Source organism: Elstera cyanobacteriorum (assembly GCF_002251735.1).
Lineage (GTDB): Bacteria > Pseudomonadota > Alphaproteobacteria > Elsterales > Elsteraceae > Elstera > Elstera cyanobacteriorum.
The window spans coordinates 364,388-389,791 of record NZ_NOXS01000035.1 but is presented as its reverse complement, the minus strand read 5'-3'; the positions used below and the strand labels follow the sequence as shown (position 1 = coordinate 389,791).

Sequence of the window (25,404 nt, the reverse complement as noted above, 5' to 3'; positions counted from 1 at the left end):
ATTAGGATAGAACCTTCTGCGGGAGGGCTGCGGTCTTGATCGCCTCGACCAGCGGTTTCATTTTCATGCCCAGCGAGCCTTTGACCAAAATTGCATCGCCCGGCTGTAGGTCGGCCAGCACCGGGGCAATCAAATCTTGGGTCAGCGCGGCGTGCGCCGTCACCCGGCCAGTCGGCAGGGCTTGAGCGAGGGCGGCGATATGGGTGCCCGCGAGATAGACCCGATCCAGCCCGGCGCCGTCAACCGCCTCGGCCAGCCCGGCGTGAAGGTCTGCGGCGTGATCACCGAGTTCCAGCATATCGCCGAGCACCAGCAGGCGGCGGCCCGGCAGCGTCGCAAGAACGTGCAGGGCGGCGCGCACGGCGGTGGGGCTGGCGTTATAGCTTTCGTCGAGCAGCGTAATCGTGCCGCCCTGCCACGGCAGCACCAGCCGTTCGCCGCGCCCGGCCATTGGGCGCAGGGCTTCGGCATCGCTTAGGGCGCGGGACAGGTCACCGCCGAGGCGCACGAGAGTGGTGAGCACGCCGAGACTGTTCAGCGCCTGATGCCGCCCGGCCATGCCCCAGCGATAGCGGCAGCGGGTGCCGAGAATATCGGCTTCGACCGTATCGATACCGTCGGCGCCGGGCTGCCAATCGATCAGGCGGCTATCGGCATCAGGCGCGGTACCGAAGCTTAGCACTTCGGGGTAGGCGGCGCGCATCGCCGCGAAATGCTGGCTGTCGCGCGGCAGGATCAGCACGCCGCCGGGCAGCAGGCCTTCGGCAATGCTGGCTTTTTCGCGGGCAATCCCCGCCTCGCCGTCGCTGAAGAATTCCACATGCGCCGGGGCAATCGCCGTTACCAGCGCCACATGGGGCTTTGCCTGCCGCGACAGCGGGGCGATTTCGCCGGGGTGGTTCATCCCCAGTTCGAACACGCCATAGGTCACATCTGCGGGCAGGCGGGCGAGGGAGAGCGGCACACCAAAGTTATTATTGAGATTGCCGCGCGAGCCGTAGGTCGGCGCTTGCGCCGCCAAAAGCTGCGTCAGCGCTTCCTTGCTGGACGTTTTGCCGACGCTGCCGGTGATCGCGGCAACCTTGGCGGACACGCGGGCGCGGGCGAAGGCCCCCAGGTCTTCCAGCGCGCGCATCGTGTCTGGCACGACAAGATGGGGGCCGTCGACCGGGTGATCGACCACGGCCGCTGCCGCGCCTGCCGCCAGGGCCTGCGGCACATAGGCGTGCGCGTCGTTATTCTCGCCGCGCAGGGCCACGAAAAGATCGCCCGGTTGCACAGTCCGGCTGTCGATGCTAACGCCAGTGGCGCTAAACGCCCCGCGGGCCGTACCCTGGGTCGCTTCGGCGGCGGTGATGTGAGTCCAGAGCGGGCTCATGCCGAGGCCCCCCAGATCACCTGACCGCCGTGGCTGGCGAGGGCCTGGGCGGCCACCTCCCGATCATCGAACGGTAGGGTTTCGCTGCCGATGATCTGGCCCGACTCATGGCCTTTTCCGGCGATGACCAGCACATCATCGGGCTGCAACGCGGCGATGGCCCCGGCGATGGCGGCGGCGCGGTCGCCGATCTCGATGATTTCGGCCTCGCCATCGCACCCGGCCAGCACGGCCTTGCGGATGGTGGCGGCGTCTTCGCTGCGCGGGTTATCGTCGGTGATCACCGCGCGGTCGGCCCGGCGGGAGGCGATGGACCCCATGATCGGGCGCTTCCCGGCGTCGCGGTCGCCGCCGCAACCGACGACGACGTGCAGCCGCGCGCCGGATTTCATCGTGCGGCGGGCGGCGCTCAGCACCTCGTCCAGCGCACCGGGCTTATGGGCGTAATCGACGATGACCGTCGCGCCGTTCAGGCTGCCGACCGTCTCCATCCGCCCCGGCACCGGGCGCAGCGATGGGATCGCCGCCAGCGCAGCGGCAACGGGTACCCCCGCAGCGATGACGAGGCCAAGGGCGGCCAGCAGATTTTCGGCCTGGAAACTGCCGAGCACGGGGAAAATCACCTCCGCCGTCTCGCCCAGGGCCGAAATCGTTAGCGCCTGCCCCCCGGGGGCCAAGGCACGGCCCGTCAGCGCCAGGTCGGCGGTTTTCGTGCCATAGGTCAGGCAGGTCTGGCCGCGCTGCTGCACTCGGTCGCGCAGAACCTGGCCCCAGTCGTCGCCCGCGTGGACGACGGCGGTGCCATTTTCCGGCAACAGATCGAGGAACAGCCGGGCTTTCGCTTCGAAATAGGCCGCCATCGTCGCGTGATAATCGAGATGGTCGCGCTGAAGATTAGTGAAGGCGGCGGCTTTGAGACGCACGCCATCGAGCCGCCGCTGGTCGATCCCGTGGGAGGAGGCTTCGAGGGCGAAATGCGTCACCCCCGCGTCCGCCGCTTGGGCGAGATAGAGGTGCAGCGCCACCGGGTCCGGCGTCGTCAGCGTATATTGTTCCGGCAGGCCGGGGACATGCAGGCCGAGGGTACCGAGATAGCCCGCCGTATGCCCGGTCGCGGCGAAAAGCCCCTGGGTAAACCACGCCGTAGAGGTTTTGCCGCTGGTGCCGGTCACGGCAACGATGGTTTCCGGCTGACGGGCATAAAAGGCGGCGGCGATCAGCGCCAGTTCTCGGCGCGGATCGGGGGAGATCAGCACCGGCACCGGCGCTTCGATCCCTTCGGCGCCCAAAATGACGCTGGCGCCCATCGTCACCGCTTGCGCGATGAACGCCCGGCCATCGGCCTTGCTGCCGGAGAGGGCGGCGAATAGATAGCCCGTGCGCACGGCGCGGCTGTCCGCCGTGATGCCGGTCACATCGATCCCGGCCAAGGGGCCGGGCAGGCCGATCAGCAAATCACCGAGCCGCAACGGTCGATCCTCCGACAGGGGTGACAGGCAAGGGGGTTGGGCGTAGGGCCGCCTGCGGTGGTTGACCGCGCACGGGGGTTGCCGCGCCCGCGGGTGGGGCGGGGACCAGCGGCGCGCCGATGGCACCCGGCATTGGATTGGTTTTGACGGCGCGCGGCCCGGCCCCAGCGAGATCGACGGCCAGGGCGGTTTTTACCTCCGGCGCGTTCAAATCGTAAGGCTCCACCCCCAGCAGCGGGCCGACGCGGGCGATGATCTTGCCGCCGGTCGGCGCGGCATTCCAGCCCGAGGTCGAGAAACCAAAGGTTTCCTTTAACCCCTTCGGCTCATCAAGCAGCGCCATCACCAAATAGCGTGGGTTATGGATCGGAAAGCCCGCAACGAAGGAGGTGATATTGGCATTCTTACGATAGCCGCCGCGCGCGCCGATTTTTTCCGCCGTGCCGGTCTTGCCGCCGACGATATAGCCCGGCACATCGCCCTTGCGGCCCGTGCCGTTACTCACGACAAGGCGCATCAGCTTACGCATGGTTTCCGAGGTTTTGGCCTGCATCACCCGCGTGCCTTGGATGGTCGCGCCCTCTTCCTGCTTCACCAGCGTTGGCTTGACGTAAACGCCGCCGTTCATGACCGACGACGCGGCAGCGGCGACCTGTAAGGCGCTAACCGAAATGCCGTGGCCGAAGGCGATGGTCATCAGGTTGATCGGGCGCCAAGGCTGCGGCACCTGCGGGCGACCGATTTCAGGGACTTCGAATTTCGGCGGGGTCAGCAGCCCGAGCTTATCCAGAAAGGCGCGCTGCCCCTGTACGCCCACATCCTGGGCCATTTTCACCGACCCGATGTTCGATGAATACATGAAGATTTCTGGCACCGACAGCCAACGCGGTACCGGGTGATCGTCCTTAATCGTAAAACGACCGATGGGGATCGGGCGGGCGGCGTCATACCCGCCGCTGACGGACACGGTGCCGTAATCCAGCGCCATCGCCGTGTTAAAGATCTTGAAGGTCGACCCCATTTCGTACACGCCCAAGGTGATGCGGTTAAAGCGCGCATCGTCGGGCGATTCGCCGGGGGCGGAGGGGTCGAAATCGGGCAGCGAGACCATGCCCAGCACTTCGCCGGTATAAATATCCATCACCAGCCCGGCGGCGCCGATGGCTTGGAATTTGGCGACGGCGGCATCGAGTTCCTGGCGCAGGATATGCTGAATGCGCGTATCGATGGAGAGGGCGACGGCCTCACCCCCCGCGCGCAGCCGTTCGTTCAGCCCTTTTTCGACGCCTGCAAGACCATTGTTATCAACGTCGGAAAAGCCGAGCACATGGGCCAGCAAACGGCCCTGCGGATAGAGCCGCCGGTTTTCCTGCTGGAACTGAATGCCGGGAATGCCGAGGCGGTTGATCTCATACTGCTGGCGCGGCGACAGGTTTCGGCGGATATAAACGAAGCTGCGGTCTGGCGCGGCCAGACGGTCGCGGATCTGCTTTTCGTCGATATCCGGCAGGACAGAGGCGAGCTTGCGCGCCACACCGACCGGATCGCCAATTTCCTTGGGGTTGGCGTGGGCGGAGGCGGTGGCGATGGAGGTTGCGACCAGCAGCCCATTCCGGTCCACCACATCGGCGCGATCCAGTTTTTCCGGTCGGGCGGCGCGGGCGCGTTTTGTGTCGTCGCTATGGGGCAGCAGCGTCACATCGGCCAAGCGCACGCCGACCGCGCCGAACGCCAGCGCAAAAAAAGCGCCGGTGACGATCAAACGGGTATGGGCGGTCTCCAGTGCATGTTTGCCGGAACCGCCGAGGGTGCAGGTGGCGCGCACGAGGCGCATGAGAGTTTGGCCGAGGCTCATGGAATTTTCCTCGGCGGCGGGGCATGGGCGGGGCCACGCACCACGGTAGGCGGTAGCGCGCCCGGCGCCGTCTGGCTCGCCAACGGCCCGGCCTGCACCGGGGCGGCGGCGTCGCCTTCGGTATCGAGATCGTCCGGCAGGCCACCGGCGCCTTCTTCGAACAAGGGATCGGCGTCCGTCTGCGGCGCATCGGATGCCGGGCGGCGCGGACCATTCGGCGCGGGTAACGGCTGCGCTTTCATCGGCAGGGACGCCACCCGCGTGATCTGCTTCACGGTCAGCGGCTCCAGCCCCAGATGGGTGCGTGCCACTTCTTCGATGCGCTGCGGCTGATTGAGAAAGCTCCATTCGGCTTTCAATACCTGAATGGCTTCCTGATCGGCCAGAATCTGGCGGTTGAGCTGGGTTAGCACGCGCTCCTTGCGCGCCACCTCATACTTCAGATGGTAGACCGCATAGCCGACCGAGCTTGCCAGCACCAACCAGATCAGGAAGAAGCGCCACATTATGCCGCCTCCCCTGCATGGGCGGGGGCGTCGGTGCGTTCGGCCACCCGCAGTTTCGCCGACCGGGCGCGCGGGTTCATCCTCAGCTCATCGTCCTGCGCGGTGATCGCCTTGCGGGAAATCAGCGTGAAGCTTGGCGGCGCCACATCCTTCGGCGGCGCATAGCGCGACACGGCGGCGCTTTTGCCGCTGCGGTCGGCCAGGAAGCTTTTGACGATGCGGTCTTCCAGCGAATGGAAGGTCACGACCGCCAGCCGCCCGCCCGGTGCAAGGCAGCGCTCCGCCGCCGCAAGACCGCGCTTCAGCTCGCCCAATTCGTCGTTCACGGCAATGCGTAGGCCCTGGAAGGTGCGCGTCGCCGGGTCGATCCCATCTTTCGATTTCGGTACGGCACCGCGCACGATCTCGGCCAACTGGAGCGTCGTGCGGATCGGGCTGTCCGCCCGCGCGGCGACAATCGCCCGCGCCACCCGCCGGGAAAACCGTTCTTCGCCGTACTGATAAATGATGTTGGCCAGATCTTCTTCCGCCAGCCGGTTCACGAGGTCCGCCGCGCTCTCGCCCGCAAGGCTCATGCGCATATCGAGCGGCCCATCGTGCCGGAAGGAGAAACCGCGCTCCGGCGTATCGATCTGCGGGGAGGAAACACCGATATCGAGTGTCACCCCCGTGACCGGTCCAAATCCGGCCCCCGCTGCCAGCGTATCGAGTTGACCGAAGGTGCCCGCGACGGCTTGCAAACGTCCGCCAAAAGCCTTGGTCATCTCGGCTGCGTGGGTTAGGGCTTCCGGGTCGCGGTCAATGGCCAGAACCGTGCAGTCTGCCGCCTCCAACAGCCTGCGGGTATAGCCGCCGCGCCCGAATGTCCCATCGATAAAGCGCCCGCCATCCTGGGGGACGAGCGCCGCCACCACTTCCCGGATCAGAACCGGAAGATGATCACCCGTCATCAGTCCCTCCCGGGGGAGGGCGCCTTTGGGGGTGAGTCTTTGGATTTTTTCGCCTCCAGCCTGCTGGCAATCGTCGCCTCTACGATTGCCCGCTGCTGGGACGGATCCCGGATCAGAAAATGTTTACCCTGACCGACAAAGGCGGCTTCTTCGCCAATCCCGGCATAGTCCAGTAGCGGTTGGGGCAACAACACCCGCCCGCCTTCATCCCACGCCAACTGATACGTCTCGCCCAGAAGGGTCGAGAGCAACGTATAGCGTTCGGCCTCCTCCGGCCGGTCGGGGTCGAGCTGTTCTAGCTCGTCCGAAAACTTTTGCAGCCGGTCGATGCCAGCCGCTTCGATCCACGGTCCATGCAGCGAGCGATACGCCAGAATCCCCGCATAGGGTTGCTCTGCCAAGGCTGTGCGAAAAGGCGCCGGGACCGACACGCGGCCCTTCTTGTCTACCTTATTCACAAATGTGGACAGGAATAGTGCCATTCCCGATCCGCAGCCCCTTCGCCCGCAACCCGAGGTGCCCCCCCGGGTTACCCACCACGTTTGTGCCTCCGCGCCCGGATTGTGCGTCTTACATCGTGTTACGCCTCAGTAACAATGCAAGCCGACGCCCCCGACCCCATCCCCGACGAGCACCGGATACGGGTGGGCGTATCTGGTTCCGCATGGGATGATTTGGGATAACATGGGACAGAATGGGCGTCAATGGAGCCAGGGAGTAAAAAACCCGATAATTCAAGGCATCATCTGCCCTGCTTCTCCTGCGCACTGAATCGCCAGAGTCCTGCCATATTGCTCATGCAATGAATGAGGATTCTTACTTAGAGAATTGTTGAAGATGATATTTTTTCGATAGTTTATGAAATGTTCCATAAATCGTATGACGAACCTACGCGACTCGATGCAGAACAGTGTTCAGGGGCGCGGATTCCCGAAGGTCTACCGGCAGGCAGCCGCCTTATTTCTGCCTATTTCGGGTCTCTAAAATGTTGTGAAGCTACAAAATTGACTACAGTTCTGCCCTCAGGCTACATGAAAATTAATTCAAGCTGCCGTCATCTGGGGCAATCTTATCCCCTTGCGTTCGCCTGCGAGGCCTTACGGGGGATGCCGAAAGTTTTGAAAACAGAAGATGCCAGACGGCCTGTAAGCCGGGTTCTGTCCGGGGCCTTGCGGCCCGTGGATGACCATTCCTCTGGGATGACCGTTGCCGATCACCTCTCGCAACCAACCCGAAGGGCGGCGCGGAAATGCGCTGTACCCGCAGGGGGCCTGCCCTTCCTATTCGGTTTTGCTCCGGGTGGGGTTTACCGTGCCGCTTCCGTTGCCGGTTACGCGGTGCGCTCTTACCGCACCCTTTCACCCTTACCTCGCGGGGCCGAAGGCCGCGCGGGCGGTTTGCTTTCTGTGGCACTATCCCTGGGGTCGCCCCCGCCGGGCGTTACCCGGCACCCTATTTCCGTGGAGCCCGGACTTTCCTCCCGCCGCAGAACGCGGCGCGCGGTCATCCAGCCGTCTGGCCGTGCAGGCTTAGACGGGGGCGCGGCGGGGGTCAAGCGCGAAAGGTTAACCGAGATAGGTGCGGATTTGATCGGGCGTCATATTGCCGCCGCAGAGAACGGTGGCAACCCGCTGCCCGGCAAACGCCTCTGGCCGCTCTAGAATTGCCCCGACGCCAATCGCCCCGGCGGGTTCGATAATCAGCCCATAATGCTGGTGGCAGAACCGCATACCGGCCAGAATAGCGCCATCGCGCACGCTCCAGACGTCATCGATTGTTTGGCGCAGATAGGCAAAGGCATAGGCCGACGGGGCGCGCTGAGCCAGACCGTCGGCGATGGTCGGAACCTCGGCCGGGGGCGCGGTGATAACCTTTCCAGCCTGCCAGGACAAAAGCATCGCCGGGCTGGTTTCGGGGACAAGGCCGATAACCCGAACATTGGGTTTTTCCGCCCTTAGCCAAAGCCCCACCCCGATGGCGAGCGCCCCCGCCCCCAGCGGCAGCAGCACGGTATCAAACTCAACGCCCGCTTCGGTCATCTCCCGCGCAATCGTGCCGAAGCCTTCCACCACGCGCGGATGGGCGCCATCGTCCAGAAGCTGGCCGCCGATGGTGTCGGCATAGGCGCGGGCTGCCTCCTTGGCGGTATAAAGATCGGCCCCTTCCAGCCGAACGTCGGCGCCGAGGTGGCGCATCGCCTCTAACTTGGCGGGATTGACCCCGACCGGAGCAAAAATGATCAGCGGGCGTTTCTTATCGCGCGCGGCATAGGCTAGCCCTTGGCCGAAGTTGCCGGGCGATGCCGTGACCAGCGGATCGGTGCGCTGCGGTTGCCCCGAGAAAAACCAATCCGCGCCGCGCCCTTCGGCGGCCCGGATCGGGTTCTGCGTTTCAACTTTCACGCGCAGGCTGCACGACAGCACCGCATCGGCCGAAGGATGGCCATAGAACGGCGAATTCCGAAACACCGGATTAATCGCGTGATGGGCCGCGCAAATGCCGAAAATACTGGGGGGTGGGATGGCAGACATTCCCAAAATTTATAGGATTTTGCCGCAAAAGTAATCTGGTTCATCCAGCTTGCGCCGTGCCTGGTCACTCTATCCCCGATGTGGGGCGCTGAGGCGACGCACGCCGCCCCAGCACGTTCAGGCTATTTCGGCGAATAGAGCGGCTTCGGCAGTAGAACGGGGCGCACGTCAAGGTAGATATCCTTGACCGTATAACTATCGCCGCCCAGGGCGCTGCTATACCAGCCCAGGCTGCCGGGGCCTTTGTAGAGTTTGAACTCGAACCCAATGTCGGGATTGGGGGCATTCGGGCGCAAATCCACGGCAAGGCCGATCTGTTCGGTTTGCTTATTGTCGATCAGGTTGCCCATCGCTTCGACCAGCGTGCGGTTCCCCAGAATCGTCGGCCAGGCTTCGGGGTCTTCGTTATAGGGTTTATAATCGGCGGCCGCGGGGTCGAGCTTATCTTTCGCCGGGTCTTTGACCGGGTTCGGCAGGATCGCCCCGGTTTTGAAATCGTAGCTATCACCCCGATCAAGATAGCTTAGCTTGGCGCCCTGAATGCTGAATGGGGCGGCATTGGCGCCGCCCTTCGCCGCGCTGGTATCGAGCAACACGACGCCGCTGTAGCCGATCACCTCCAGCTTTCCTGCGCGGACGACGGCAGCGGTATCCTCGTCAACCCCGAAGCCTTTCGTCATCCCGGTGGCCTGCATCGCCGCCAAGGCGCGGGGGAAGCGCCCGCGCGCCAGGAAATGCTGATCGACGAACCAGCCGTCGGTTAGGAAACCCAGGCCCTTGTCGATGGTTTTGCCCGGCACGATCCCCTGTTTCAGTACGTCCAGAACCGGGGGTGGGTCTTTGAACATGGTTTCCGACATGATCGCCGCCCCTGCCGACGTGCCGCTGATGACGCCGCCCGCCCGGTAAATCTCCCAAATGGCCGAAAGCACGGCGCTGGGCTTGCCGTCCGGTTCGACCAGCGCTTGGGTAATCCGCGCCTGATCGCCGCCTAGGAAATAGATACCCGTCGCGGCTTTGATCTTGGCAACATTGGCGGGATCATTCGCCGCCTTGCGCAGGTCGATATCCTTATAGCGCGGCCCGATTTGCACCAGATCGGCTTCCGCCCCAAACTTCTTCAGGGTCGCAACCGCAGCTTCACCGGTGCGCTGCGGGCTACCGGCGGCGGCGGGAATGACGATGATCTTCGCCCCCGGCCCCCCGGCCAGGGTAACCAGACGGGTCCAGACGTCACTTGTTTCGGGACGCAGGGCGCCGCCGATAATCATTAAGGCGCCATTCCCCGCCGTTTGCGCCGTGGCGGGCAGCGCGGCGCCAACCAGGGCGACCCCCGCGAGCAAACTGGCAATCATCGCAGACCGCATTCCCCAAACTCCCCAAGAGACTAAAACCGGGGTTAGCTTGCCTGCGGGCGCGCGCAATAGGTGCCCGAAGTTCGGGGCGATTTCGGTAATTATACGTGCAAAACGGGGGTGGTGGCGAAATTTTATGCCTTGCGGCGGTGGGGAAGGACGGTCAGCACGGCGACGCCGATCAGCGTTAACGCGCCGCCGATGCCTGCGCGCAGGGTGAAGGGTTCGCCCAAGGCGATGATTGCCGCGAACACCCCGAAGATCGGCGCGGTGAGCGCATAGGGGGCGAGAGTGCTGATCGGATAGCGCCGCATTAGCCCGTACCATGTGCCGTAGGCGAAGATCGAGGCGCCGCAAATCATGTAGAGCATCGTTCCCACCAGCAGCCAGCCGCCCGTTTGCAGGGCGGCGACCTGCCCGCTTTCCAGCAGCATGGATAGGCCGAAGAGCTGCGGGGCCGACATCAGCGACATCCAGCCGGTGATCGCCAGCGGGTGCAGCCCGGTAATGCGCTTCGTCGCAAGGTTGGAGCAGGCCCAGACGAAGGCAGCCAGCACGATCATGCCGGCATAAAGCGCAGAACTCGGCCCATGTGGTTCGCCGAAGACGATGCCGACGCCGATCAGCGCAATCGTCATCCCGACCAGCGTCGTCACGCTCGGCCGTTCCTTCAAGACGATCATGCCAAGCAGGGTGGAGAAGGGCACCTGCGCCTGGATCAGTACCGCCGCCAGCGCGCTATCGACCCGGCGCAGCCCGAAAAACATCAGGCCGAAATGCACAACCCCCAGCATCAGCGCCAGCAGCAGCAAGTTCTTCCACTGCCGCCGGGGCAGCGGGAAGAAGGGGATGATCAACAGACCGACGATCGTAAAGCGGATCGACAGCAGAAACAGCGGCGGCAGCGCGCCGACCCCCAGTTTTGCAACCGGGAAATTGATGCCCCAGACCAGCATGACCAGCATCACAAGGCCAAGGTCGCGCAGCGAAAGCGAGGAGGCGGCGGGGGCGGAAGCGGCAGTCGTCATCGTCAAAGGCTAGACCGGCGACCGCATAACGAGAACCGCCGCTTTGTCACAGGGGGGCTGCGTTGTTTGCGCAAGAAACGGAGCGACGAAACGGGAACAAGCGGCTAACGTCGGCCTCTCGTTTTCGCAGGAGCCGTTGATGACCTCCCCTTCCAGCCGTCCGATGTCCGCCCATGATTGGCTGATTTTGGGAATCCTGTCTCTCCTCTGGGGCGGCTCCTTCCTCTTTGGGCGGGTCGCCGTGGCGGAACTGCCGCCCTTCACCATCGTTCTCTGCCGGGTGGGCGGCGGGGCGCTGATCCTGGCGGTGGCCGTGCGGGCGATGGGCCTGTCGTTGCCGCGCGACGCCGGGCTGTGGGGCAGTTTTTTCGTTATCGCCCTGCTTAGTAACGTTATTCCCTTTTCGCTAATCGTCTACGGTCAGAAGCAGGTCGGCGCCGGGTTGGCGTCGATCCTAAACGCCACCACGCCGCTGTTTGCGCTGATCGTTACCCATTTTATGACCGAGGATGAAAAACTGACGCGGCTGCGTCTCGCGGGCGTTGTCGGCGGTTTTCTCGGCGTCACCATCATGCTCGGGCCGAGTGCGGTGGACGGGTTAAGCGGCCCCTTACTTGCCCAAGCCGCGATTTTGGGCGCCGCCTTCGCCTATGGTTGGGCGGTTTGGTACGGGCGGCGCCTGCGCAAGCTCAATCCGATTCTCGCCGCCCTGGGGCAGTTGACCGCCGCGACGCTGGTGATGCTGCCGCTGACGGCAGTCGCCGACCAGCCGTGGACGCTGGCGCTGCCCTCCCTCCCCACGCTGGGATCGCTGGCCGGGTTGGCCGCGCTCTCGACCGCGCTGGCCTATGTGCTCTATTTCCGCCTGCTGGCGCGGGTGGGGGCGGGCAATTCGTCGCTGGTGACGTTTCTCATTCCGCCCAGCGCGCTGCTGATGGGGATTTTATTCCTCGGGGAACGGTTAACCCTCTGGCAAGTGGCGGGAATGCTGGGGATTGGCTTTGGTCTGGCCCTCGTCGATGGCCGCCTGTTTGCCCGCCGTTAGGGCTTCTGTAACACCGCGTAACAAAGCGTGAATTGCTGCGTTGCATCACGCTTGCTATCCCTAATCCTGGTTATTTCTGGACTGGGGCGAGGCACCCCAGGCCGGATAAGCAAGGATCAGCAGCGTGGAGGCAAGCATGAGCGATCGGCGGGGTAAAGCGGCAGGTGTGCCGTCGGCAACGCGCCGGACGATTGGGCAAGCTATTCGCTGCGAAGGTATTGGTCTTCACACCGGGCAACCGGTGGCGATGACGCTGCTGCCCGCCGCGCCGGGCACCGGCATCGTCTTCCGCCGCACGGATATTGAGGGCGACGCAGGCATTCTTCCGGCCCGTTGGGACCGGGTGACGCAAACGATGCATGCGACGCTGCTGTCCAATCCGGCGGGCACGACGCTGTCGACCGTTGAACATGTGATGGCGGCCCTCGCGGGCCTCGGCATCGACGATATTTTGATCGCCGTCGATGGTCCTGAACTGCCGATCATGGACGGGTCGTCCGAACCCTTCGTCTTTCTGCTGGAAAGCGCCGGGCTGCACGATAGCGAGTTGCCGCGCCGCTACCTGCGCGTTCGCCGCACGGTCTCGATCACCGAAGGCAGCAAGTCGGCCAGCCTCTCGCCCGCCGATCATTTCTCCGTCTCGGTCGAAATCGACTTCGGTAATAATGCCGTCGCCCGCCAAAGCGGCGCCGTGGTTGTCGATGAAACTAGCTTCAAAGGCCAGATCAGCCGCGCGCGCACTTTCGGCTTCCTCGAAGAAGTGAACTACCTGCGCGCCAATGGCCTGGCCCTCGGCGGCTCGCTGGATAATGCGGTGGTCGTTTCTGGCCAGAGCGTGATGAACCCGGAAGGGCTGCGGTTCGACGATGAATTCGTCCGCCATAAGATTCTTGATTGCATCGGCGACCTTTATCTCGCGGGCGGGCCAATTCTGGGCGCCTTCCACGGGGTCAAATCCGGCCACGCGCTGAACAATAAGCTGCTGCGCGCCGTCTTCGCCGATCCGGCCAATTACGAATGGGTCGACGCTTCGGCCTCGGTTTCGACTGGCGCGCCGATGGACCTGCCCGCCGTGGCGGCGCGGGCGTAAGCCGAGAAGAACCCTCTCCCACTGGGAGAGGGCAGGGTGAGGGAATTGCCTGTTAGATCAGCGCGCTTCGCCCTCACCCGACGCCTGCGGCGTCCGCCTCTCCCAAAGGGAGAGGAGTCTTGAAGGCATACGTACTCACCGCCTCAGCCCAGCGTCGTGCTGGACCGTTCTACCACCACCATCGTAAACCGCACCGGCGCGTCGCCTGCATTGGCGTAGCGGTGCGGGCGGTCGGCGCGGAACAGCAGCGTATCGCCGGGGCCGATCTCCGGGCTTTCGTCGCCGACCGTAAGGCGTAAGCGGCCTTCCTGCACCGATAGAATTTCACGCGCGCCGGGCGGGTGGGCCTCGCCGTCGAAATGCTCGCCGGGGGCGAGGGTCCAGGTCCAAAGCTCGGTATATTCCTGCCCGTCGGTGCTCATCAGCAAATGGGCTTCGCTACCCGCCGCCGTTTGCCACAGGCGCGGCGTTTCGGCCTTGCGGACGATGCGCACGGGCGGGGTTTCGGCGAGTTCCAGCAGTTTTGCCACCGGCACGCCCAGGGCATTGGCCACGCGGCAGAGGGTGGCGATGGAGGGGTTGGTTTTGCCGCCTTCGATCTGCACCAGCATGCCTTTCGACACATCGGCGCGTTTGGCCAATTGATCGAGGCTAAGGCCCTGGCGCGTGCGGTGATCGCGCAGATTGACCGCAAGGGCGGCGGCAAGGCGGTCGGGGTCGAGCATCTGGCTCCGTGGATTATTATATTGACCGGATTGGTTCAACAAATTAAACGGTTCATTATAGTGACCGATCCGATCCGGGAGAGCAAGCATGAGCGTTGAGGCTTTAACCGCCGGGTTCGGCCTGGGGGGATCGCTGATCGTGGCGATTGGCGCGCAGAACGCCTTCGTGCTCCGCCAAGGCCTGCGCCGCCAGCACCCGCTGCCGATTGCCTTTCTGTGTTTTGCCATCGATGCGGTGCTGATCCTGGCGGGAAGCCTGGGTCTTGGTAGTCTGGTGCAGGAAATCCCGCTGCTGCTCATGGCGGTGCGTTGGGCCGGGGCGGTCTTCCTCTTCGCCTATGCCGCGCTGGCGTTGAAGCGGGCGTTCCACCCCGCAGCCCTGGCGGCAGAAGGGCAGGGCGAAGCCTCATTGAAATCGGCGCTGCTCACCGTGCTGGCGGTCAGTTTATTGAACCCGCACGTCTATCTCGATACCGTCGTGCTGCTCGGCAGCCTCGCCGGGCGCTACGGCTGGGACGACCGGCGCTGGTTCATCTTGGGTGCGATGGTCGCGTCCTTCCTTTGGTTCCACGGCCTCGCTTTGGGCGCCCGCTGGCTCGCCCCGCTGTTTGCCAAGCCGATCACCTGGCGGCTACTCGACGGGCTGATTGCGGCGGTGATGGCGACGCTCGGCTTGTCGCTGGCACTGGGGGCGTTTTAGGAGCAGTCTACCTGAATAAGCCGGGTTCCAAGGGGCCGAAGCCCCTTGGGCCGGGTCTAGGGGCGGCCAGCCCCTGGGGTCTCCTTACCCCACCAACGCCCGCAGGGTCCGTTCCGCCACGGTGAGCCGGGCGAGGTCGGCACCCGGTTGGGCGGTCAGGTCGGCAAGCAGGGCGTCGGCGGCTTTCAGCGCGTCGGGCCGGTCGGCGAGCCAGCCGTCGAGACCGTCGCGGTGGCCGAGGGCGGCCTGGGCGATGGTTTCGTGCAGGCGGGCGAAGTCCCCGGCAAGGCCGGTCAGTGCCGCGCGGGTCCATCCGTCCGGGGCCGGGGCGGTGGCCACGGCGCTGCGCAGAGTGTCGAAGCCCAAGCGTTGACCGACCGCAGCGAAGGCGGCGCCCGCCGCGTCGATATCGGCGTGCGCCTTTTCAGCAACCGCCAGCACGTCGAGCCGTTGCACCAGCAGACCGAGGGCGGCGATTTTCTCCGCCAGCGTTGCCGGTGTACCGCCGCGCAGTTTGGCAATCGCCGGGCTGAGGACGGCAAGGGCGGCGTCGATCCCCTGGGGCAGCGATTGGCGCAGTACCCAGCGCATCGCGGCTTCCAGGGCTTTGGCGCTGGCGCGGTAGAGCGCCAGTTGGTCGGACGCCGGGCCGTGGCCGTCGAGCGCCTCGATCTCTGCCCACAGGGCCGGTAGGTCAAGGGCGCCGCGCGCGATGGCATAGGCACGGGTCAGATCGGCGATACTATGGCCGGTTTCGGCCTCAAGGTCGGAGAAGAGGGCGATCCCGCCCCGGTTCACCATTTCGTTGGTTAGCACGGTCGCGATGATTTCCCGGCGCAGCCCGTGGCGCAGGATCACCTCACGGTAATCTTGCCCCAGGACGGGCGGGAAATAGCCGATCAGATCGGCATCGAAAGCCGGATCGTCGATGATCGCCGAGGGTAGCAGCTTGTTATAGACCGCGATCTTCGACCAGGCGAGCAGCGGCGCCAGTTCCGGGCGGACCAAGGCCAGCCCGGCCGCGCGGCGGGCGTCGAGCTGCGCCGGGTTCGGCAGGCTTTCAAGGGCACGGTCGAGCGCCACTTCCTTTTCCAGCCGCACCATCAGGCGGCGGGCGGTTTCCACATACTCCCCGCCCTCGTGTTGGGCAGCGGAGAGGGCGAAGGTCTGCAGGTAATTATCGCGCAGCACATGCTGGCACACTTCGTTCGCCATGCTGGCGACCAGCGCATCGCGGCCCGGAATATCAAGATCGCTGCGCTGCACCGGATCGCCCAGCAGGATCTTGATATTCACTTCGTGGTCGGAGCAATCGACCCCGGCGGAATTGTCGATGGCGTCGGTATTGAGGCGAACGCCCGCAAGCCCGGCTTCGATTCGGCCCTTTTGCGTCACGCCGAGGTTCGCGCCTTCGCCGATGACCTTGGCCCGTACTTCACGTCCGTCGATGCGCAGGGCATCGTTGGCGCGGTCGCCGACGGTGGCGTTATTCTCGTCCTGGGCCTTGATGTAGGTGCCGATGCCGCCGAACCACAGAAGATCGACCGGCGCGCGCAACAGCACCTGAATAAGATCGGCGGGTGTTATCTGGTCGCGGTCGATGTTGAAGGCCGCCTGGATCTCCGGCGTCAGCTTTACGATTTTCGCCGACCGGTCGAAGATCGCGCCGCCGGGGGAGAGTACCGAGGTGTCGTAATCTTTCCAGGTGGAGCTTGGCAGGGCGAACATGCGCTGACGTTCGGCAAAGCTCTTGGCCGCGTCCGGGGTCGGGTCGATGAAAATATGCAGATGGTTGAAGGCCCCGACCAGCCGCAGCTTATCGGAATGCAGCAACCCATTGCCAAACACGTCGCCCGACATATCGCCGATGCCGACGACGGAGATTTCCTGTTGCTTCAGGTCGATACCCGCTTCGCGCAGGTGGCGTTCGACGGCCACCCAAGCGCCGCGCGCGGTAATGCCCAGCGCCTTATGGTCGTAGCCCGCCGAGCCGCCGGAGGCGAAGGCGTCGTCCAGCCAGAAGCCATACTCCCGGCTAACGCCATTGGCGATGTCGGAGAAGGTCGCCGTGCCCTTATCCGCCGCGACGACCAGATAGGGATCATCGGGATCGTGGCGCACCACGTTCGGCGGCGGCACGATGGCGCCTTCTTTGCGGTTGTCGGTAATATCGAGCAGCCCGCGCATCATCGTCTTGTAGCATTCGATGGCGTGGGCGAGGACGGCCTGCCGTCCCGCGTCGGGCGCCACCGGGCGTTTCACAAAGAAGCCGCCCTTGGAGCCAACGGGGACGATCACGGCATTCTTCACCGTCTGGGCTTTGAGCAGGCCCAGAATTTCGGTGCGGAAATCTTCGCGCCGGTCGGACCAGCGGATACCGCCGCGCGCCACTTTGCCGCCGCGCAGATGCACGGCTTCAACATCGGGCGAATAGACCCAGATTTCGTACAGCGGGCGGGGTTTCGGCAGATCGTCGATCTTGCCGCTATCCAGCTTGAAGCTGACATAGGCCTTCGGCAGCCCATCCGCACCGACCTGATAGAAATTGGTGCGCAGGGTGGACAGGATCAGGTTCAGGTAGCGGCGCAGAATGCGGTCTTCATCCAGCGCGGTCACGGCGTCCAGCGCGTGTTCGATCTCCACCACCAGCCCGGCGGCGCGGATTTCGTCAGCGCGGGCGGGGTCGAAGCGGGCGTGGAACAGCGCCACCAGCAGCGCGGCGATGGCCGATTGATTGGCCAGCGCTTGCTCAAGATAGCTCTGGCTATAGGTCAGCCCGGCCTGCTTCAGATATTTGGCGTAGGCGCGCAGGATGACCACTTCGCGCCAATCGAGGCCTGCTGAGAGGATCAGGCGGTTAAAACCGTCATCCTCGGCCTTGCCGCTCCAGGTGGCGGCGAACGCAGCGTGGAAGCGGTCGCGCACGTCTTCCAGCCCCACCGGGCGCTTGTCCTGCACCTGCACGTCAAGGTCTTGCAACCAAACGCGGGCGGCGGGCTGGCCGTCGGCGGTCAGCGGGCGCAGCTTGAAGGGGGTTTCGCTGAGGACGCGCAGGCCGCGATTTTCCAGCATCGGCAGCACGTCCGACAAGGCGACCGGCTGGCCAGTGCGGAAAATCTTAAAGCTCAGGTCGGTTTCGGCGGCGTCCGGGCGGCGATAGAGCCAGAAAACCGTGTCGCCATTCCCAGCGTTCAGCACGCGCGGCAGATCGGCCACGGCGTCATCGCCAGTGAATTTTTCGCGGTAGGCCGCCGGGAAGGCGTTCATGAAGCGGCGCAATAATCCGCCGCGCGTGGCGCCCGCCGGGGGGATAACCCGGCCCAGGGCAGCCTGCATCTGATCGGCCCAACCGCGCCCGGCTTCGACCAGACGGCGTTCGATTTCCGCCGGGTCAACGTCCGGGCGCGCATCGTCGCGGTTGGTTTTGACGATGATGTGCAACCGCGCCAGCGGTGATTCAGACAGTTGGATATAGGAGGCGGAAATCCGCCCGCCGAAGCCTTCCGCCAAGATCCCGTGGAAGCGTTCGCGAAGCGCATTATCGTAGCGGTCGCGCGGCACGTAGATCAGGCAGGAGACATAACGCGCAAAAGGATCGCGCCGAACGAACAGGGCGATGCGGCGGCGGTCTTGCAGTTGCAGAACGCTGAGCGCCGTTTCCAGCAGTTCCCCGGCGTCGATCTGGAACAGTTCATCGCGCGGATAGGTTTCGAGGATTTGCAGCAGCGCCTTGCCATCATGGCTGGCTGGTTGCAGCCCCGCGCGCTCGATAACGAAATCGACCTTCTGGCGCAGCACGGGAATAGTGCGCGGGCTGTCATTGTAAACGCGGCCGGTGAACAGACCGACGAAGCGGCGTTCGGCGACCACTTTGCCGCTGGCGTCGAGCTTCTTGATCGATACAACATCCATATGCACTGGGCGGTGCACGGTGGCGCGCTGATTGGCCTTGGTTACGGTCAGCAGCGTCGGTGATTCAAGGAAGGCGCGGACTTCTGGGGGCAGGGCGGTCAGATTGCGCACGCCGTCGAAGATCGACACGTTGGGATCGCGCAGAATGCCGAGGCCCGCCTCGTCGGCGACCTTCATGACCGGCTCGCCATCCACCGTATCGAAGACATATTCGCGGAAGCCGAGCAGCGTCATGTGATTATCGGCCAACCAGGTTAGGAAGGCCTTGGTTTCTTCGATTTCTGCGGCGCCGATGGGGGCGCTGGCGAGGGCTGGGTCGTCCAGTTCTGCCGTGATCAGCGACAGCCGGTGCAGCATCGCCCGCCAGTCCTGCACAGCGGCCCGCGTATCGGCCAGCGCTTGGGTTAGCGAGGCTTCGATGGCGGGGAAATCTTCGTCTTCCACCGTGCCGCCAAGGCCGATTTGCATCACCGATTCGGCTTGGCCCGCGCCATAGGCGGTACGGTTGCCCTTACCATCGCGCGTGACGCGGACAATAGGGTGCAGAATGAGGTCGACGGTCAGATCGGCGGCCAACCGCCCGGTCGATAGCGCGCTGGTGACCGTATCGACCAAGAAGGGCATATCGTCGTTAACGATCTCGACCAGGATCGGCGTGCCGAGCCACGCCGATTGGGCGGGGTCCGGGCGCAGGACGCGCAGCTTTGCCGTACCGGGGGCGCGGGTTGCAGCGAAATCCCAGAGCGAGCGGGCGCAGGCGACAAGATCGTCCGGGGTGCGCGCCGCAAGGTCGGTCCGTGACAAACCACTGAACAGCGACCGGGCGAAGGCAGCAAGATCGCCGTCCAATCGTCCTGCCACCGCTTCCAGCACCTGATTGCGCAACGCTTCCGTCGTTAGGCCCATTCTTTCCTCCTGGTGCGGGCGGATGGGGAGGCATCCGGCCCGGCGGGCGAGCATCGAGCGAATTCCAAGTTTACCGTGTATTTTCTGCTGATTTTTTTCTGCTTTATAACACGGGCTGCGGCGGATTGAAGCATCCTGCCACGGTTTGGATATGCGGTTTTCTCAGGCCCGAAGCCAGAAAAAAGTAGTTCTCATTCCTGCACTACAGGCCGAAAAGCGCTTATTTTTCAATCAGGTCAGCAGGGCTTGCCTGTTTCCTAGATGGGTTTGGACCTGCGCGCGGACCTCTGCCAGTTCATCGGCCTGGATGCGGCCCAATGAGGTTACATCCCTGACGTCAATGGTTGCAATCTTAACCGTTCGGATCAGCGAGGGGGCGGGAAGCCCTGCTGCCGCATAACTTGCCTCCAGGCTAACATCGCCCGGCCATGCGCGATTTTCGGCGCTGGTGATCATCAGAACCCACAGTAGCCTCCGGTCTATCCCTAAGCCTTCTGCGGCAATAACCAGGGCCGGGCGGCGCTGACGGGTTGCCCGATCCGTGTAGGGGAACGGAACCTTGACGACATCCCCCGGCTCAAAGATCGGCATAGGCGCGGGCATCGGCATCGCTGGCCCATTCGCTGAAGGTGGCGAAGGGATCATCGGCAGCAGGCGCAGCTTTCGTAAGGACAACGCGGCCCTGTTCGATGCGATAGACGATCTCGTCTCCCGGCTGCAGGTGCAGGGCAAGGCGCACCGCTTGCGGGATCGTGGTCTGCGCTTTTGTCGTGAGCTTGCTGCTGATCATTCGCGGCTCCCATCCGGTATCAGGAGCGTAAGGAATTTCCTTGCGTAAAACAAGGCAGCCTACCCGTCTTCCCGCCGCAGCGCCCATTTGACCGTTGCGCCCGCGCCTTCGGTTTCACCGGTCAGGATAATCTGTTGGCAGCGGCGCATGTCCACCCCCGAACCGAGGTAGACAGAGTCACCCAAGGCTAAGGCCGCCCCGGCGGCGCGCAGGCGCCAGCGGCTGCCGCTCGCCGTGCGCAGCAGAACGGCGGGGGTATCGGCGCTCAGGCTGGCTTGCACGTCTGGGTGCAGATGAAAGCGCAGCACGAAAGGCGCGATGCCATAGCCCATCTCGCCGCCCCCGGGGACCAGCCGGTCTTCGCCGCGCAAATCGCGCCCATCGGCGGATAGGAACAGGCGGCGCTGCACGAGCAGGCCGAAGGGACCGATATAGCCGTCGTGGCTAAGGTCGAGCCAAACGCCATCTGGGCTTTCCTCCCGGCTGACCGTGACATGGGCGGCGCCGCGCGTCATCCGGCCATCGGAATCGAACTCGCCGCAGGAACGGTCGTTCAGCGTCAGGGTGGAGTGGGCGGCGGTGGCGCGCTGGGCTTTGCGCCAGCGGTCGTCCGCCAAGCGGTGCGCCCCGCAGTTGACGATCAGCCGTTCTTCGCCGTCCGACAGTTCAAAACTCAACGGACCAGCGTGGGGGGCACCACCGAGCGGGTAGAGCAGCGGCGCCCCGGCCTCCGCCCGCCCAGCGCTAAGATTGCTGCCGCAGTCGATGACCGCGATGGTTTGGCCGCGCTCCAGCCGCTGAAACCCGCTATGGGGGGCGCCCTGGGGCGTCTTGGCGCCGCCGCCCGCCCGGTCAAAGACGGCATCGAGCCGCGCCGCCGTTTCCTCCTGCCCGCCGTTGAACAACGCCAAAGCGCCATCGCCCAAACAGAAGAAGCGCAGCATTGGCACGATGCGATCAAGCGCGAGGCTGAGGGCGGCGGGCGGCGTCACTTGGGCAGCGCCATAGGCCGCCCGGACCGACAGCAGCGCTTCGGTGGCGCGCAATTGGGCGGAAGGGCAGCGTTCCAGCAGGCCGCCGTCGGGGCGAATATCCTCGGTGATCAAGGTCTCGCTGAGGGCGGCGACGGATTTTTCCGCTGCCCCGGCCAGATCGGGCGGCAGCGGCAGGGCAAGGGTTGCGAGCGCTAACCCGGTAAAGGCCTGGACGCGCGGCAGCCCGGCGGCGGCCATCGGTGCCGCATCGATCAGATAGCGCCCCTGCCGCCCGAGGGAGGCGAGCAGCGGCGCGCGCAGCCGGTCTTCCGCCGGGGCCAGTAGAATATCGAGTGTGTGCAGCCATGCCGCGACCCGCCGCCCAACGCAGTCGGGCCGCCAGGACACTGGGTGCCAATGGCCGTGATCGGCGATCCAGCGCCCGACGAGTTCGCGCGCCGTATCGTGGGCGTGGGCAGTGCCAAGGGCGCGCAGGCCCTGAAGCCAGTCGAAACTATGGAGTTCCGCCCGCCAAGCCGCCGAACTGCCTTCGGGCAGCCAGGTGCTATCGTTATCCCCCAGGCGGTGACTTTCGCCGAAAAAGACGAAGGTGCCCTCAAGGGTCGCCGTCGCCGCGCGGGGCGATGGCTCGTCGGTTGCCTCTCCCTCCTCCCGCTCCCACAGCGACGGCAGGGGGAGGCGGATCGCGTCCGGCGGGTCGCGGTCCAGCTTCCGCCAATAGAATGGCGAGAGGAAACGCGCGTGCCGTACCCAGGTCCAGGCTGCCATCCCGCGTCTCGCCCGCTGCGACCGATTACACCGCCTTCAGGCGCCGGATATTCTCGGCATAGGCGGCCGGGCCGCCCTTGAAGGTGGCGGTGCCGGCAACCAGCAGATCGGCCCCGGCGGCAACCGCGCGCGGCGCCGTTTCGACCGTGATGCCACCATCGACTTCGAGATCGATGGGCTTGCCCGTCGCGTCGATGCGTTTGCGCAGGATTTCGATCTTGCGCAATTGGCTGTCGATAAAGCTTTGGCCGCCGAAGCCGGGGTTGACCGACATGACGAGAATAAGATCGAGATCCTCGATCAGATAATCGATCATCTCGACCGGCGTGTGCGGGTTCAGCACGATCCCGGCCTTTTTGCCGAAGGATTTGATCAACTGCACCGTGCGGTGCGGATGCGGCCCGGCTTCCGGGTGGAAGCTGATGATATCCGCCCCCGCCTCGGCAAACCCCGCAACATAGGCATCGACGGGCGCGATCATCAGATGCACGTCGAAGGGCAGCGCCGAATGCGGGCGCAGCGCCTTTACCACGGCGGGGCCGATGGTGATATTCGGCACGAAATGCCCGTCCATCACATCGACATGGACCATATCGGCCCCGGCGGCGGTGATGGCGGCCACTTCCTCGCCCAGTTTGGCGAAATCGGCGGAGAGGATCGAGGGGGCGATCCGGGTGGCTTTCTGCATTCCCGTGAGACTCCGTTACGAAACCCGCCGCAGCCGCGCGGCATAAAACCCGTCGATCCCACCCTTGTCGGCCAGATGGCTCGGCAGGGTGCGCAGGTCGCCCTGCGGGGTGATGAACTCGGCCATGCCGCCCACTTCCGCCGCGCGCACCGGCACGCGGATGAAGCGGCGGTCGCGGGCCAGGAAACGGGCAATCCGCTCCGGCCCTTCTTCCGGCTCCAACGAGCAGACGCAGTAAACTAGCGTGCCGCCTGTTGAAATCATCTTGGCGGCGGCGTCGAGCAGCCGGTCTTGCGCGATGATCAGCGTATCGATATCGCCCGGCTGTTTCAGCCATAGTACGTCCGGGTGGCGGCGGGCGGTCCCCGTCGCCGAGCAGGGCGCATCGAGCAGAACGGCGTCGAAGGGGCGCGGCGCGCGGTAGAAGGCGGCATCATCGGCCACGGTTTCGGCGGTCAGGCCGACGCGGGCGAGGTTTTCCGTTACTCGGCGCAGGCGCTGGGCCGACCGGTCGAGCGCCGTGACCTTGGCCCCGGCGGCGGCAAGCTGCATCGTCTTACCGCCCGGTGCCGCGCAGAGATCGACAACGCGCTGCCCGGCGATATTGCCCAGTAGTTTGGCGGGCAGGGCCGCCCCGGCGTCCTGCACCCACCAGACCCCTTGCGAAAACCCGAGCAGCGCATCAACGCGACCGTGGGTTTCCTGCACGCGCAGCGAGCCGGTCGGCAGGATTTCCGCCCCCAGCTTCTCAGCCCATTCGGCGGCGGTTGCGGGGTCTTTCAGCGTCAGATCGAGCGGCGCTTCGCCACTGAGGCCTGCCGCAATCGCTTGAGTCGTCTCAAGCCCATAGGTGGCTTCCCAGGATTTCCACAGCCAAGCGGGCACAGCGGCGCGGGCGCGGTCGATGCTGGCCAGCAGCGTTTCATGTTCGTCGATAAACCGGCGCAGCAGCGCATTCACGAAACCGGTCATATGCGCCATGTTCAGTTCGACCGTCAGGGCGACGGTGGCCGAAACGGCGGCATGGGGCGGGGTTTCGAGGATCAGCAGTTGGGCAAGGCCCAGGCGCAGAATATCCTCCGCCACGGCATCGCGCGGCTTAATCGGTTCGCGCACCAGCTTAGCGATAACGGCATCGATCAAGCCGAGATGGCGCAGCACGGCGGCGGTCAGCGCGCGAACAAAGGCGCGGTCACGCAGATCGAGCGGCTTCAGCCCCGGATGCCCGGCGAACGCATCGTCGAGCGGACGACGACCGCGCAGGACTTGCCCGATCAGATCGACGGCCAGCACGCGCGGATTGGCAGCCGCCCCCGGCTTCATCCGGCGCGGCGCGCCGTCTAAGCGGTCGCCCTGCGGCCTTGGGCCGCGTGGACGATCACCTTCTGGCCTTGGGCCGCGTGGACGATCACCTTCTGGCCTTGGGCCGCGTGGACGATCACCTTCTGGCCTTGGGCCGCGTGGACGGTCCCCCTCGGGGCGCGGGCCGAAGCGACGCTCGCCCTGGACGCCGTCGGCTTTCGGGCGGTTGTTGAACGGACGCTCGCCGCGCGGGCCGTCACTGCGCGGACCATCGCCCTGTGGACGCGGACCGCGCGGGCGGTCTCCCTCGGGGCGCGGGCCGAAACGCCGTTCCCCCTGGGGGCGATCCCCTTGCGGGCGGTCGCCCTGCGGACGCGGGCCGAAGGGCCGGTCCCCCGGCGGGCGCTTACCGCCGCCTGCGCCGCCCGGACGCTTGCCAAACCCGCCTTTTCCTGGTGGCCGACGGCCCGACGATTGATCGCTCACCCCCAAGGCCTCCGCGTGCGAGGAGCCTCAGACCCGGCGCTTTTGCGCCAGGGCGACCCCGCCGAAGCGGGCCGGGTTAGGGAGGGAACAAGCGCCATAAGTTTCGCTACTCTATTCTTAGTCGCGGGATGGGTGGAAAACAGACTATCCGCCCCCGCGCCGCTCAAGGGATTATGAATGAACACATGGGCCGAAGCCGGATTGCGTTCGGCGGTCAGGTTTACGCGACCTTGGGCATAGGCTTCAATCTTTTGTAGGGCGCGCGCAAGCGCTTCAGGGTTGCCGCAAACGGCGGCCCCGGTGGCATCGGCCTCATATTCCCGCGTGCGGGAGATGGCCATTTGCACCAGCATCGCCATTAAGGGCGCCAAAATCATCAGCAGAAGCGCGCCCAAGCCGCCGATACCGCCCTCGCGCTCGCGGTTCGATGGGGTGAGGAAGGTTGCGAAATTCGCCAGCATGCCGATGGCGCCCGCCAGCGTCGCCGTAACCGTCATGGTCAAAGTGTCGCGGTTTTTGATATGGGCGATTTCATGGGCGATGACGGCGGCCACCTCGTCCCGGTCCAAGAGATCGAGCAAGCCGGAGGTGACGGCGACGACGCCTTTTTCCGGGCTGCGCCCTGTGGCGAAGGCGTTCGGCTGCGCCTCATACATCACATAGAGTTTTGGCATTGGGATTTGCGCCCGCTGCGCTAGCCCGGCGACGATCTGATACAGGTCCGGCGCCGACGCGGGGTCGAGCGGGCGGGCATGGTGCATGCTCAGCACCATCGTGTCGGAGGTCCAATAGGCGAAGAAATTCATCGTCGCCGCGATCAAAAAGGCGATCAGCATGCCCTGTTGCCCGGCGAGGGCAAAGCCCAGCGCGCCAAAAAGCGCGGTCATTACCGCCAGCAGCAGAAACGTCCGTCCGGTCATGGCAC

21 protein-coding genes and 1 other RNA gene are annotated in these 25,404 nt (G+C 64.9%); 3 read left to right on the top strand and 19 right to left on the bottom strand.

Features of this window, described 5'->3' with window-relative positions; translation table 11 throughout:
- Position 1: 1 nt before the first annotated feature.
- From CHR90_RS18340 to CHR90_RS18295, 10 genes are all read right to left on the bottom strand, one after another.
- Positions 2–1,378 (bottom strand): UDP-N-acetylmuramoyl-tripeptide--D-alanyl-D-alanine ligase, encoded by a 1,377-nt coding sequence (locus tag CHR90_RS18340; RefSeq protein ID WP_094410560.1) that lies wholly within the window; start codon positions 1,376–1,378, stop codon positions 2–4.
- Complete coding sequence (locus CHR90_RS18335; protein ID WP_229671528.1) at positions 1,375–2,847, bottom strand: UDP-N-acetylmuramoyl-L-alanyl-D-glutamate--2,6-diaminopimelate ligase; 1,473 nt, start codon at positions 2,845–2,847, stop codon at positions 1,375–1,377. Before CHR90_RS18335 ends, CHR90_RS18340 begins: the two co-directional genes overlap by 4 nt.
- A complete protein-coding gene (locus CHR90_RS18330) occupies positions 2,834–4,702 on the bottom strand; it encodes a peptidoglycan D,D-transpeptidase FtsI family protein (protein WP_212668725.1) in 1,869 nt (622 codons plus the stop codon). Before CHR90_RS18330 ends, CHR90_RS18335 begins: the two co-directional genes overlap by 14 nt.
- On the bottom strand, positions 4,699–5,208 hold the full coding sequence (gene ftsL, locus CHR90_RS18325; protein ID WP_094410558.1) for a cell division protein FtsL: 510 nt from the start codon (positions 5,206–5,208) through the stop codon (positions 4,699–4,701). Before ftsL ends, CHR90_RS18330 begins: the two co-directional genes overlap by 4 nt.
- Positions 5,208–6,158, bottom strand: coding sequence for a 16S rRNA (cytosine(1402)-N(4))-methyltransferase RsmH (gene rsmH / locus CHR90_RS18320; protein ID WP_094410557.1), 951 nt, complete (start codon positions 6,156–6,158; stop codon positions 5,208–5,210). Before rsmH ends, ftsL begins: the two co-directional genes overlap by 1 nt.
- Complete coding sequence (locus CHR90_RS18315) at positions 6,158–6,640, bottom strand: division/cell wall cluster transcriptional repressor MraZ (RefSeq protein ID WP_094410556.1); 483 nt, start codon at positions 6,638–6,640, stop codon at positions 6,158–6,160. The genes rsmH and CHR90_RS18315 overlap by 1 nt, the downstream gene beginning before the upstream one ends.
- A gap of 648 nt (positions 6,641–7,288) precedes the next feature.
- Positions 7,289–7,677, bottom strand: an RNA gene (rnpB, locus tag CHR90_RS18310) — RNase P RNA component class A.
- A 46-nt stretch (positions 7,678–7,723) separates the two neighbouring features.
- A complete protein-coding gene (locus tag CHR90_RS18305) occupies positions 7,724–8,689 on the bottom strand; it encodes a threonine ammonia-lyase (protein WP_094410555.1) in 966 nt (321 codons plus the stop codon).
- Between the two features lie 122 nt (positions 8,690–8,811).
- Positions 8,812–10,056, bottom strand: coding sequence for a cyanophycinase (locus CHR90_RS18300; RefSeq protein ID WP_094410554.1), 1,245 nt, complete (start codon positions 10,054–10,056; stop codon positions 8,812–8,814).
- Between the two features lie 122 nt (positions 10,057–10,178).
- Positions 10,179–11,072 carry a DMT family transporter gene (locus CHR90_RS18295; protein WP_094410553.1) on the bottom strand — a complete coding sequence of 298 codons (894 nt, stop codon included), beginning with the start codon at positions 11,070–11,072 and terminating at the stop codon, positions 10,179–10,181.
- Positions 11,073–11,211: 139 nt separating this feature from the next.
- On the opposite strand from CHR90_RS18295, the gene CHR90_RS18290 reads away from it, so the two are divergent.
- Positions 11,212–12,117: a DMT family transporter gene (locus CHR90_RS18290; RefSeq protein WP_212668724.1), complete on the top strand. Its 906-nt coding sequence runs from the start codon at positions 11,212–11,214 to the stop codon at positions 12,115–12,117.
- A gap of 136 nt (positions 12,118–12,253) precedes the next feature.
- On the top strand, positions 12,254–13,207 hold the full coding sequence (lpxC, locus tag CHR90_RS18285; RefSeq protein WP_094410552.1) for a UDP-3-O-acyl-N-acetylglucosamine deacetylase: 954 nt from the start codon (positions 12,254–12,256) through the stop codon (positions 13,205–13,207).
- Positions 13,208–13,350: 143 nt separating this feature from the next.
- On the opposite strand, the gene CHR90_RS18280 is transcribed toward lpxC, so the two are convergent.
- A complete protein-coding gene (locus CHR90_RS18280) occupies positions 13,351–13,932 on the bottom strand; it encodes a helix-turn-helix domain-containing protein (protein ID WP_094410714.1) in 582 nt (193 codons plus the stop codon).
- Between the two features lie 88 nt (positions 13,933–14,020).
- On the opposite strand from CHR90_RS18280, the gene CHR90_RS18275 reads away from it, so the two are divergent.
- Positions 14,021–14,632: a LysE/ArgO family amino acid transporter gene (locus CHR90_RS18275; protein WP_094410551.1), complete on the top strand. Its 612-nt coding sequence runs from the start codon at positions 14,021–14,023 to the stop codon at positions 14,630–14,632.
- A gap of 84 nt (positions 14,633–14,716) precedes the next feature.
- On the opposite strand, the gene CHR90_RS18270 is transcribed toward CHR90_RS18275, so the two are convergent.
- From CHR90_RS18270 to htpX, 8 genes are all read right to left on the bottom strand, one after another.
- Entirely contained in the window at positions 14,717–19,450 is a 4,734-nt protein-coding gene (locus tag CHR90_RS18270) for an NAD-glutamate dehydrogenase (protein ID WP_094410550.1), read from the bottom strand.
- A 231-nt stretch (positions 19,451–19,681) separates the two neighbouring features.
- Positions 19,682–20,053, bottom strand: coding sequence for a type II toxin-antitoxin system PemK/MazF family toxin (locus CHR90_RS18265; protein ID WP_229671527.1), 372 nt, complete (start codon positions 20,051–20,053; stop codon positions 19,682–19,684).
- Positions 20,028–20,240 (bottom strand): AbrB/MazE/SpoVT family DNA-binding domain-containing protein, encoded by a 213-nt coding sequence (locus tag CHR90_RS18260; RefSeq protein WP_094410548.1) that lies wholly within the window; start codon positions 20,238–20,240, stop codon positions 20,028–20,030. Before CHR90_RS18260 ends, CHR90_RS18265 begins: the two co-directional genes overlap by 26 nt.
- 59 nt (positions 20,241–20,299) lie before the next feature.
- A complete protein-coding gene (locus tag CHR90_RS18255; RefSeq protein WP_094410547.1) occupies positions 20,300–22,003 on the bottom strand; it encodes a heparinase II/III family protein in 1,704 nt (567 codons plus the stop codon).
- Between the two features lie 25 nt (positions 22,004–22,028).
- A complete protein-coding gene (rpe, locus tag CHR90_RS18250; protein ID WP_094410546.1) occupies positions 22,029–22,691 on the bottom strand; it encodes a ribulose-phosphate 3-epimerase in 663 nt (220 codons plus the stop codon).
- A gap of 15 nt (positions 22,692–22,706) precedes the next feature.
- Entirely contained in the window at positions 22,707–24,014 is a 1,308-nt protein-coding gene (locus CHR90_RS18245) for an RsmB/NOP family class I SAM-dependent RNA methyltransferase (RefSeq protein WP_094410545.1), read from the bottom strand.
- A 17-nt stretch (positions 24,015–24,031) separates the two neighbouring features.
- Positions 24,032–24,433, bottom strand: a complete 402-nt coding sequence (locus tag CHR90_RS18240; protein ID WP_094410544.1) for a hypothetical protein — start codon at positions 24,431–24,433, stop codon at positions 24,032–24,034.
- A gap of 42 nt (positions 24,434–24,475) precedes the next feature.
- Positions 24,476–25,399 (bottom strand): zinc metalloprotease HtpX, encoded by a 924-nt coding sequence (gene htpX / locus CHR90_RS18235; protein WP_094410543.1) that lies wholly within the window; start codon positions 25,397–25,399, stop codon positions 24,476–24,478.
- Between the last annotated feature and the right edge of the window lie 5 nt (positions 25,400–25,404).

Bases quoted from the DNA above. Each gene is read 5' to 3' on its own strand.
- CHR90_RS18340 (WP_094410560.1), bottom strand. From the start codon at position 1,378: ATGAGCCCGCTCTGGACTCACATCACCGCCGCCGAAGCGACCCAGGGT.
- CHR90_RS18330 (WP_212668725.1), bottom strand. From the start codon at position 4,702: ATGAGCCTCGGCCAAACTCTCATGCGCCTCGTGCGCGCCACCTGCACC.
- ftsL (WP_094410558.1), bottom strand. From the start codon at position 5,208: ATGTGGCGCTTCTTCCTGATCTGGTTGGTGCTGGCAAGCTCGGTCGGC.
- rsmH (WP_094410557.1), bottom strand. From the start codon at position 6,158: ATGACGGGTGATCATCTTCCGGTTCTGATCCGGGAAGTGGTGGCGGCG.
- CHR90_RS18315 (WP_094410556.1), bottom strand. From the start codon at position 6,640: ATGGCACTATTCCTGTCCACATTTGTGAATAAGGTAGACAAGAAGGGC.
- CHR90_RS18305 (WP_094410555.1), bottom strand. From the start codon at position 8,689: ATGTCTGCCATCCCACCCCCCAGTATTTTCGGCATTTGCGCGGCCCAT.
- CHR90_RS18300 (WP_094410554.1), bottom strand. From the start codon at position 10,056: ATGCGGTCTGCGATGATTGCCAGTTTGCTCGCGGGGGTCGCCCTGGTT.
- CHR90_RS18295 (WP_094410553.1), bottom strand. From the start codon at position 11,072: ATGACGACTGCCGCTTCCGCCCCCGCCGCCTCCTCGCTTTCGCTGCGC.
- CHR90_RS18290 (WP_212668724.1), top strand. From the start codon at position 11,212: ATGACCTCCCCTTCCAGCCGTCCGATGTCCGCCCATGATTGGCTGATT.
- lpxC (WP_094410552.1), top strand. From the start codon at position 12,254: ATGAGCGATCGGCGGGGTAAAGCGGCAGGTGTGCCGTCGGCAACGCGC.
- CHR90_RS18280 (WP_094410714.1), bottom strand. From the start codon at position 13,932: ATGCTCGACCCCGACCGCCTTGCCGCCGCCCTTGCGGTCAATCTGCGC.
- CHR90_RS18275 (WP_094410551.1), top strand. From the start codon at position 14,021: ATGAGCGTTGAGGCTTTAACCGCCGGGTTCGGCCTGGGGGGATCGCTG.
- CHR90_RS18270 (WP_094410550.1), bottom strand. From the start codon at position 19,450: ATGGGCCTAACGACGGAAGCGTTGCGCAATCAGGTGCTGGAAGCGGTG.
- CHR90_RS18265 (WP_229671527.1), bottom strand. From the start codon at position 20,053: ATGCCCGCGCCTATGCCGATCTTTGAGCCGGGGGATGTCGTCAAGGTT.
- CHR90_RS18260 (WP_094410548.1), bottom strand. From the start codon at position 20,240: ATGATCAGCAGCAAGCTCACGACAAAAGCGCAGACCACGATCCCGCAA.
- CHR90_RS18255 (WP_094410547.1), bottom strand. From the start codon at position 22,003: ATGGCAGCCTGGACCTGGGTACGGCACGCGCGTTTCCTCTCGCCATTC.
- rpe (WP_094410546.1), bottom strand. From the start codon at position 22,691: ATGCAGAAAGCCACCCGGATCGCCCCCTCGATCCTCTCCGCCGATTTC.
- CHR90_RS18245 (WP_094410545.1), bottom strand. From the start codon at position 24,014: ATGAAGCCGGGGGCGGCTGCCAATCCGCGCGTGCTGGCCGTCGATCTG.
- htpX (WP_094410543.1), bottom strand. From the start codon at position 25,399: ATGACCGGACGGACGTTTCTGCTGCTGGCGGTAATGACCGCGCTTTTT.